The following is a 9,120-nucleotide window of genomic DNA, read 5'->3' as shown; positions in this document are numbered from 1 at the left end:
AGCGGAGATTTAAGCGTTTCAATTAACCTGATTGGAATAGGATGAGCAGGGATACAATTTTTTCCACTATTCTTAATTTATGCGAGGACGAGGTAAAAGTCATTCGTTACGGAGCGGGTAAATGGCCCTTTTAATTTTTCTTGAGATTTCCGTAAAACCTATGTATATTTAATTAATGGTTAAAAAGAATTTAAAACATAGAGTAAAATTTGTCTTTAGAAGAAGGATTCTTGTTATATTATCCCTTCTTGCCCAAATTCTCTTGTTTTTTTCATTGGTAGCTGGAACAGGCATATATTTAAAATATTCTTATTGGATTCTTACGGTTCTTAGTGTTATTGTTTGTATTAATATAATAAATAAACATGAAAAAGCGGGCTTTAAACTTACATGGATTTTTATAATCCTGTTGGTTCCTCTTTTTGGTGGAATTCTGTATATTGTTTTAAACTTTTGGTCTAACCCGAAAAAATTAAGAAGAGCCCTTTTTGGAAATATCTCTAACAGCCGCGAGTCTTTTTATCTTTATGGAAACCGTCTAGATGAACTTGTAAAAAATTATCCTGATTTTAGCTCTCAGGCTCATTATTTGCAGGAATACGCGGGTTTTCCCATTTACGGAAACACAAAACAGGAATATTTTCCGTCAGGTGAAACTTTTTTTAACAGGGTTATTGAAGACCTTGAAAAAGCGCAAAAATATATTTTTATGGAGTTTTTTATTTTAAAAGAAGGGCAAATGTTCAATTCAATATTGAATATTCTGGAAAGAAAAGCCGCGGATGGGCTTGATGTTCGCATAATGTACGATGACATGGGCTGTTTTTTTACTTTGCCGTCCAACTTCCAAAAAATACTTAAACAAAAAGGAATTAAATGTTTTGTTTTTAATAAATTCAGACCTATTGTTTCGTCATTGCAGAACAACCGCGACCACCGCAAAATTATTTCGATAGACGGCAAGATAGCGTTTACGGGCGGACTTAATCTTGCTGACGAGTACATTAACGCGGTTGAACGTTTTGGGCACTGGAAGGACGCTGCGATAAAAATTGAAGGAGACGCGGCTTGGTCTTTAACGTTAATTTTTTTACAAATGTGGAATCTTGGTTTTAAAGAAAAAGATGATTATGCGTCATTTTTCCCGGGAAAAAACAATGAACATACCGGAAAGAGCGTATCAAAAAACTATAAAACATGGGGTTATGTGCAACCTTATGCCGACAGTCCTATCGACAAAGAAAACGTAGGGGAACATGTATATATTCAAATTATAAACCACGCTAAAAAATATGTTTATATCAATACCCCGTACTTAATTGTAGACGATAATCTTCTTTCCGCTTTAATACTTGCGGCAAAAAGCGGAGTTGACGTGCGCATAATAACCCCGCACCGCTGGGACAAATGGATTGTAGCGATTACATCGCGTTCATATTACCGAAGGCTCATTAAAGCCGGCGTAAAAGTTTATGAATACACGTCCGGTTTTAATCACGGCAAAACTTTTGTTTCCGATGATAAAATAGCGACTGTAGGCACGACAAACTTAGACTTTAGAAGTCTTTATCTTCACTTTGAGTGCGGTGTGTTAATTTACGCAAGTGAAACAGTCGCCGCCGTTAAAGAAGATTTTTTACGCACTCTGCCCGGTTCTCAGGAAATCACTTTAAAAGAATGCGCAGATAAAAAATTTAGAAGTATTATTTCCGATGTGTTGCGTATCTTCGCGCCATTGATGTGAAATATACTATTTAAAAAAAGTGTCAAAATTATGTCCGGCGGAGCGAACTAGGTCTTTCAATGTTTGTTTTATTAGTTTTCTTTTGGACTCTTCTACGGAGTTTAGCGACTTGAATACTCTGCTTACCAATGATAACCATGAAATATCAGGCTCATTAACTGACTTAATGTCCGCCGCGTTTAGAATGTGATAAAACGCTTCTATAACATCTTCGCGTTTTTCATTGTCAATGTTGGAAAGCCATTCGCGTAAAGTGTTATTTACAAATTTGCTGGTAATGGTCGATTTTTCCACATGGACAAGATCGTTATTGTCTACGTCCCATGAATAAAGGTTATGTTGCATAAAACCGCTTTCATTGCTTCTTATAACGTTATAATCCGCTCCGTGTTCCATAAACATACCGATAATCGACGACTGTGGTACATAAGATTTTATTTTATCTTTTATCGCTTTAAAACCATCGCTGCAAATAAATTCTTTGTTAAAACCGGGCGCGTCATTGCTGTAAATACTTGTTATGCGTTTTTGTATCTTGTTATTGCATCTGGAAGCAGCGTAAATGGCAAGGTTTCCGCCTTTTGAGTGTCCGCCGATACGAATGGGACCGTTTATCATGGGAGCCATTTTTTCAAGATAATTTACAGCGTCAAGCTGGGACGGAATTACATCTAAAAAGCACATGTTAAAATCTTCCTTCCAGCCCAAAAGAGACGAATCTGTCCCCCGGTATGCTACAAAACTATGATCATCGCTTGTATAAATGCAAACAGCGGCAAATTGAATTTCGCAAGCTTCGTCAACATGATTCACATAACCGAATAATTGGCAATCTCCAAACCGCTTTGATGTCGCGAGAGCTTCTATCAATTCAGGATCTTCTTTGAATATCGAAGACTGTTTAAAATCGGGATGATGTAATTTCTCGTTATAAATCCTTACGGCAAGATCGATGCTGATTCCTTCTTTTTCTTCGGGACTGGGAACAATTCCATCGAGCGTAAGGTATGCAATCTGAGAAAAAATAATATTATCCACTGGATTAAAAGGAGATACATTAAAATCCAAATCGCCCCGCCATTTTATATAGTCGAACATGCACGCCATACTTGTAAATATAACATAAAAAGAATAAACTTTCTCTATATCAGTCACAGCCAATTTTCAAGGAGCAATAATTTGGGCGATAAACTGTTTCCCACAGCGTCTGTAGAACCTGCGGCGCGTAGTTCCCCTATGGATACGCCTGTAGTTTTGCCTCTTGTGGATTGGAATAATAGACGTCTCTTTTCCCTGTTTTGGCCCCTTATTATTGAACAACTCCTCATGGTAATGATGGGTATTGTAGACATGGTAATGGTCAGCTATGTCGGAGAGCACGCGGTTTCGGGGATTTCATTGGTTGAAAGCATAAATTTTCTTATGATTACGGCATTTAATGCGATAGCTACCGGCGGTTCTGTAGTTATAAGCCAATACCTTGGGCGTAAAGACGAAAAAAACGCCTGCAACTCTGCTAAACAATTAATTTATATAAGCGCGATTATTTCCGCGTCTCTTATGATTTTTACTTTATTTACACGCCGATTTATGCTTAAAAGTATTTATGGAAATATCGCCGATGATGTAATGCGTTCTGCGGATATTTATTTTATATTTATCGCGATTTCATATCCCTTTCTTGCCATTTACACAGCCACAGCAGCAATATTCAGAAGCATGGGAAATTCAAAAATCCCGATGCAAATAGTAGTATTAATGAATATTTTAAACATAGGGGGCAACTCTCTTTTTATCTATGTAATGAAATGGGGAGTAGCGGGCGCGGCGTTTTCTACGCTTATAGGGCGTATTGTTGTGGCGGTTTTTTTGACTCATCTTTTAATGAAAGACAAAACAAGAATTGTCAATTTATGCGGCATGACAGAAAACATAAAACTTGAAGGCGGAACAATCAGACGAATACTCAATATCGGAATACCAAGCGGTCTTGAATCGTCAATGTTTCAGGTTGGGAAAATATTAGTCACAAGAATTTTCACGATATTCGGAACAGCCGCCATTGCAGCTAACGCCGTAGGAGCGACAATAAACTCCCTAGCGTTTATGCCTGGCAGCGGTTACGGCATGGGATTATTAATCGTTACGGGACAATGTATCGGGGCGGGAGACTATCTTGCGGCAAAAAGGCACACTAAAAAAATAGTAATACTCTCTTATATAACTTATTTGATAATTAACATATTTATATTTATTTTTATGGATCAGATAATCGGCTTTTTCAGTTTATCGCAGGAAGCGCACAAAATGTGCGTGTCGTTTTTAAGAGTTCATTGCGTAACTTCCACGCTTTTTTGGTGTCCTTCTTTTGTAGTTCCAAACGCTCTAAAAGCCGCAGGAGACGCGCGTTATGTTATGATTATCGCCATTTTTTCCATGTGGCTAGTTAGGGTATGCGCCGCATATCCATTGTCGTTTACATTTGGCTTTGGACCTGTAGGGGTTTATTTGGCAATGGGCGCGGACTTTCTTTTCCGTGGAATATTCTATACAAAGCGTTGGCTAAGCAACAAATGGATAGAAAATAAAGTTATATAGGGGAAACTTATGAGAATTATTTCGTGGAATGTAAACGGCATTCGGTCTGTAGAAAAAAAGGGTTTTTTTGAGTGGTTAAAAAAAGAAAACGCCGATATAGTCTGCCTTAACGAAACCAAAGCCGAGCCGGGACAACTTTCCCCCATTTTTATAAACCCTGTAGGCACAAAATATTCCTCATATTGGGCAAGTGCCAAAAAAAAAGGATATTCTGGCGTAGCAATTTACACAAAGAGAAAACCAGACGAAGTGCGTTTTTTGGGCAAGGCGGAATTTGACGAAGAAGGGCGCGTTCTGGTTGCCGATTACAAGGATTTTACTTTAATAGCGGCGTATTTTCCCAATTCTCAGGACGAGGGAAGGCGGCTGGACTACAAGTTAAGATTTAACGACGCAATTTTAAAACTTTGTAAATCTATTGTAAAAAAGGGAAGGCATTTTTTGCTATGCGGCGACTATAATGTAGCGCACACTCCCATCGATCTCGCGCGCCCAAAGGCAAATGAAAAAAATGCGGGCTACCTGCCGGAAGAAAGGGCATGGATGGATAAATTCCTCTCCTCCGGACACATTGACACTTTTCGTCATTTTCATCCAGGGGAAAAAGACCATTATACATGGTGGTCGTATATGGGTCAGGCGCGCGCTAAAAACATCGGGTGGAGAATCGATTATCACTGTGTAGACAAAGACTTTCTGCCTAGGGTAAAATCATCAATAATAAGACCTGAAGTTGAAGGCTCTGATCATTGTCCTGTGGAGATTGAAATAGCGTGAGAATTAAGTATAACGCGCCTACGGTACTGACTTTCTCTCTTGTTTGCGCGTTAGTTTTATTCTTGTCAAGCACGTTTTTTCCGCACCTTATTGAAAACTGGTTTATGGTTCCCGGCAGAAACAATTTTCATGCGGGAAGTTTTAAAAACTGGGTTACAATTCTTACCCATGTTATAGGTCATGCCCACTGGGGTCATTTAATAAGCAATTTAACATTAATACTTTTAATAGGTCCCATGCTGGAAGAATCTTACGGTTCATCGCCTCTTTTGTTAATGATAGTTATTACAGCGCTTGCCACTGGAATTTTAAATGTGCTTTTGTTTAACAGTTATCTTTTAGGAGCGTCCGGCGTAGTTTTTATGATGATTCTTTTATCTTCGTTTACAAATTTTTCGCACGGCGAAATTCCGCTTACATTTATTCTTGTGCTTATTTTATATTTAGGCATTCAAATATTCAGTCAATCAGAAGAAAATAATATTTCTCATTTTGCGCATATTATCGGCGGCTTATGCGGAAGTTTCTTTGGATTCTTCCGCGTTCCAAGGAGGTATCATGAATAAAGAATTCATGCAATTTGACGTAGTACGCGACAACGCTATTAAACTGGCAAACAGAATTTACAAGGACGGATTTATTCCCGATGTAATTTATGTTTCTCTTCGCGGCGGCGCGTATCTTGGCAACATCATCAGCGAATATTTTAAAATTGTACACAAGGGCGCGCATCCTGTTTACTACGCCGCGGTAGTAGCCCGCTCTTACACGGACGTAGCAAAGTCAGATCAGGTTAAAGTTGACGGGTGGACATATTCGCCCGATTATCTGCGCGTTGGGGACAAAGTATTATTGATAGATGACATTTTTGATTCAGGAAAAACAATAAACCACCTTGCGCAAATTATTCTTGACAAAGGAATTCCCCGCAATGATCTTAAAATAGCGGTGCACGATTACAAATATTTTTACGACAAGAGCGAACAACTTCCTATTCAGCCCGATTATTGGTGCAGAAAACACGATGTATCCGTAAATGACGATACTTACTGGATTCATTACATGAGCCATGAATTAATGGGGCTAAAAGAAAAAGAACTGGAAGAAAATTATTACTCGCGCGACCCAAGTTTAAAAGACGTTATGCATGTAATAACAGAGAACAACTAATGGTTTGCGGAATTGACGAGGCAGGACGCGGTCCCCTAGCTGGACCTGTTTGCGCCGCCTCTGTAATACTTGGCGAAAATTTCCCGCGCGAAATGCGCGACTTACTGAACGATTCCAAAAAACTGACGGAAGCCCGCCGTAACGAGGCGCGGCGGCTGATTTGCGAAAGCGCGCTTGCATGGGGCGTAGGCTGGGCAAGCCACACGGAAATAGACAGCATAAACATTTTACAGGCAAGCCTTCTTGCGATGAAGCGCGCCTTTGAAGAAATGAACAAAAAACTCTCCTCTCCCCTGCCCGCTGATTTATCCGTTATCGTAGACGGTCTCTATTCCCCTGACATCGGCATTAAATGCACGCCAATGGTAAAAGCCGACGCGAAAGTCCATGAAGTAATGGCGGCTTCTATTCTTGCCAAGACATCGCGCGACAGCCACATGGACGAGATGGCTCTGCTCTACCCGCAATACGGGTATGAAAAACACAAGGGGTATCCTACAAAAGCGCACCGCGAGGCTGTGTTAAAATACGGTCCTTCACCGATTCAGAGAATGAGTTTTAGGGTTAGGTAATTTTTTTCCACTTGACAACTCCCCTAAACACATGTATAGTCATTATATGGGACAGGACTTGCACGAAAAAATATCCGTTCTCTCAGGCGCGGCAAAGTACGACGCTTCTTGCGCTACTTCGGGAAGCGAAGGCTTTAAGGGCAAGGGCGGGAAAAAGTTCGGTACAAGTTTGCCTATGGGCGTATGCCACAGTTGGACGCAGGACGGACGCTGTGTAAGTTTGCTAAAAGTGCTTTATTCCAACGTGTGCAAATACGACTGCGCCTACTGCGTAAATCGCGCGTCCGCAGACATAAAAAGAGCAAGTTTTACGGTCAAAGAATTAGCAGAGCTAACATGCGAATTTTATAAACGAAACTATATCGAAGGGCTTTTTTTGTCGTCTGGAATTTTCGCAGACCCCGACATCGTAATGGAAAAATTAACCGAAACGGCGAAAACGCTCAGAACGGAAATGGGCTTTGGCGGTTATATCCACTTAAAATTAATTCCCGGCACTGGCGACAAAATGATCCGCGAGGCGGGAAAATGGGCGGACAGGTTAAGCGTCAATATCGAGCTTCCAACCGAAAAAAGCCTTCAATGTCTCGCACCCGAAAAATCCAAAAAAGCGATTATCGGGGCGATGAATGATTTTTCCTGTTTAAGCCGCGAAATGGAAGAAACAAAAAATAAAAGCAGATTTCTTCCGCAGGGAAAAACGGCGGCGGTTCAATTCGCTCCGGCGGGTCAAAGTACCCAACTTATTGTCGGAGCAACAAACGAGGACGACAGGCAGATCATCAATTTGACAAGTTCTCTTTACAATAAATTTTCCTTAAAGCGGGTATACTACTCCGCTTTCATTCATCCGGGCAGTATCGCGTACAAAGGAAATATTTTAGACCCGCGTCTGCCAGAAACTTCAAGTCCGCCGTTAGTCAGGGAACATCGGCTGTATCAGGCTGATTGGCTTTTACGCTTTTATCATTTTGACGCCGGGGAAATTTTAACTGAAGACCAACCTTTCCTTGACACTCATATCGATCCTAAAACAGCGTGGGCATTAAAAAATTTGGATTTTTTCCCCATCGAAGTAAACAGCGCCGATTACGAAACCTTACTGCGAATTCCCGGCATAGGGGCGAAAACAGCAAGGCGAATAATTGAGAGCAGACGTTCACGCAATTTAACAATAGAAAATCTTTACAGAATGGGAGCGACTCTTAAACGAGCGCGCTATTTTTTATCGGCAGGCGGTTCGTATATCGACCGTCCCGATGACCCTACTCGCATACGCCGTCTGCTTTCGGACGCGGACGGAGCGGGGCTTCAACTGCCTCTTTTTGAGTTTTAATATGAGAATAAACCTTAGTAAATTATTTTTAAGCATAAGCAACCCCACATTCGTTATTGACGAAGAAATATTACTTGATCTTGCTGGTAAAGAAGAACATCAGCAAATTGATAAGGCGGACATAGATTTTGTTACATCTTATTTTTCCAAAAAATTTGACGTGTCTTTACTTGAAGGAGCTATGCGATACCTCTTTGAATTATCAACTAACGCTTTTGACAACATCATGCTTGCATGGATTAGCGAACTTGCGATAGAAAGGGAAATAATAGCTTACGGCAGAGGGGTTTTAGCCGCCACACATGAGTTTAACAATTTAGATGATAAACGCAAAGCGGCGGAAAGGGCGGCAAATAACCGCACAAACTCCAATGCGTTAACAGTGCTAACCACGGCAGGCAGAGTGCAGATTGAGGTTCACAGAATTATGGGGCTTTTGCGGTTTTCCGTAAATGAAGACGGAGAATTTATCGCAAGGTGCGAGCCTGATCATTTTGTCCTTCCCTGTATTGGAGAGTTTTTTACAGCCCGCTTCGGGGACACTCCATGGTCGATTATTGATGAAAAAAGAGGGCTGTTTTTACACAGAAAACAGCGAGGACAGGCAAAAATCAATTTCTTGGAAGAATCTCTACAATGTTTTCCCCCTGCCAAGAGCGATGAATGGGAAGAGCTTTGGAAACACTACCACAAAACAATTAACAATGAAGACCGCAATAACCCCGATTTACAGAAGCAATTTATACCCAAACGCTACTGGAAGCACATCCCTGAAATGTAACCTTTAACGCCTTTTTATCCTTTTCTATATATACTATACTTATATAAAGAGGAGGTTTTCCGCTGAAGTCGTCTGTTCTGCCCTTTATATGTCTTTCTTTTACTTTTTTTCTCCTTTGCTTTTCCGCTCATGGTGTCGAGTT

9 protein-coding genes are annotated in these 9,120 nt (G+C 40.6%); 8 read left to right on the top strand and 1 reads right to left on the bottom strand.

Annotation, left to right across the window (positions count from 1 at the left end; all coding sequences use genetic code 11):
* The first annotated feature begins 175 nt into the window (after positions 1 to 175).
* Positions 176 to 1,744, top strand: coding sequence for a cardiolipin synthase (gene cls / locus ACYVTD_RS07815; RefSeq protein ID WP_461247214.1), 1,569 nt, complete (start codon positions 176 to 178; stop codon positions 1,742 to 1,744).
* Between the two features lie 6 nt (positions 1,745 to 1,750).
* On the opposite strand, the gene ACYVTD_RS07810 is transcribed toward cls, so the two are convergent.
* Positions 1,751 to 2,851, bottom strand: a complete 1,101-nt coding sequence (locus tag ACYVTD_RS07810) for a DUF2974 domain-containing protein (RefSeq protein WP_461247213.1) — start codon at positions 2,849 to 2,851, stop codon at positions 1,751 to 1,753.
* Positions 2,852 to 2,923: 72 nt separating this feature from the next.
* Here ACYVTD_RS07810 and ACYVTD_RS07805 point away from each other — a divergent pair, with 72 nt between their 5' ends.
* Genes ACYVTD_RS07805 through ACYVTD_RS07775 form a run of 7 tightly spaced genes read left to right on the top strand, consistent with a single transcriptional unit; the run spans position 2,924 to position 8,978 of the window.
* The gene (locus tag ACYVTD_RS07805; RefSeq protein ID WP_461247212.1) at positions 2,924 to 4,342 is read left to right on the top strand and encodes an MATE family efflux transporter; all 1,419 of its coding nucleotides are present in this window, start codon (positions 2,924 to 2,926) and stop codon (positions 4,340 to 4,342) included.
* 9 nt (positions 4,343 to 4,351) lie between these two features.
* Positions 4,352 to 5,119, top strand: coding sequence for an exodeoxyribonuclease III (locus tag ACYVTD_RS07800; RefSeq protein WP_461247211.1), 768 nt, complete (start codon positions 4,352 to 4,354; stop codon positions 5,117 to 5,119).
* Entirely contained in the window at positions 5,116 to 5,685 is a 570-nt protein-coding gene (locus ACYVTD_RS07795; protein ID WP_461247210.1) for a rhomboid family intramembrane serine protease, read from the top strand. Before ACYVTD_RS07800 ends, ACYVTD_RS07795 begins: the two co-directional genes overlap by 4 nt.
* The gene (locus ACYVTD_RS07790; protein ID WP_461247209.1) at positions 5,678 to 6,289 is read left to right on the top strand and encodes a phosphoribosyltransferase; all 612 of its coding nucleotides are present in this window, start codon (positions 5,678 to 5,680) and stop codon (positions 6,287 to 6,289) included. Before ACYVTD_RS07795 ends, ACYVTD_RS07790 begins: the two co-directional genes overlap by 8 nt.
* Positions 6,289 to 6,861: a ribonuclease HII gene (locus ACYVTD_RS07785; RefSeq protein WP_461247208.1), complete on the top strand. Its 573-nt coding sequence runs from the start codon at positions 6,289 to 6,291 to the stop codon at positions 6,859 to 6,861. Before ACYVTD_RS07790 ends, ACYVTD_RS07785 begins: the two co-directional genes overlap by 1 nt.
* Positions 6,862 to 6,892: 31 nt before the next feature.
* A complete protein-coding gene (locus ACYVTD_RS07780; RefSeq protein ID WP_461247207.1) occupies positions 6,893 to 8,197 on the top strand; it encodes a putative DNA modification/repair radical SAM protein in 1,305 nt (434 codons plus the stop codon).
* 1 nt (position 8,198) lies between these two features.
* Positions 8,199 to 8,978, top strand: a complete 780-nt coding sequence (locus ACYVTD_RS07775) for a TIGR03915 family putative DNA repair protein (RefSeq protein ID WP_461247206.1) — start codon at positions 8,199 to 8,201, stop codon at positions 8,976 to 8,978.
* Positions 8,979 to 9,120: the final 142 nt, after the last annotated feature.

This window comes from Treponema sp. R6D11 (genome assembly GCF_054786075.1).
This window is presented reverse-complemented; position numbering and strand designations above follow the sequence as displayed.

What these genes read in the sequence shown, in the direction of transcription:
- cls (WP_461247214.1), top strand. Translation starts at nt 176, where the DNA reads ATGGTTAAAAAGAATTTAAAACATAGAGTAAAATTTGTCTTTAGAAGA.
- ACYVTD_RS07780 (WP_461247207.1), top strand. Translation starts at nt 6,893, where the DNA reads ATGTATAGTCATTATATGGGACAGGACTTGCACGAAAAAATATCCGTT.
- ACYVTD_RS07785 (WP_461247208.1), top strand. Translation starts at nt 6,289, where the DNA reads ATGGTTTGCGGAATTGACGAGGCAGGACGCGGTCCCCTAGCTGGACCT.
- ACYVTD_RS07775 (WP_461247206.1), top strand. Translation starts at nt 8,199, where the DNA reads ATGAGAATAAACCTTAGTAAATTATTTTTAAGCATAAGCAACCCCACA.
- ACYVTD_RS07800 (WP_461247211.1), top strand. Translation starts at nt 4,352, where the DNA reads ATGAGAATTATTTCGTGGAATGTAAACGGCATTCGGTCTGTAGAAAAA.
- ACYVTD_RS07790 (WP_461247209.1), top strand. Translation starts at nt 5,678, where the DNA reads ATGAATAAAGAATTCATGCAATTTGACGTAGTACGCGACAACGCTATT.
- ACYVTD_RS07810 (WP_461247213.1), bottom strand. Translation starts at nt 2,851, where the DNA reads ATGGCGTGCATGTTCGACTATATAAAATGGCGGGGCGATTTGGATTTT.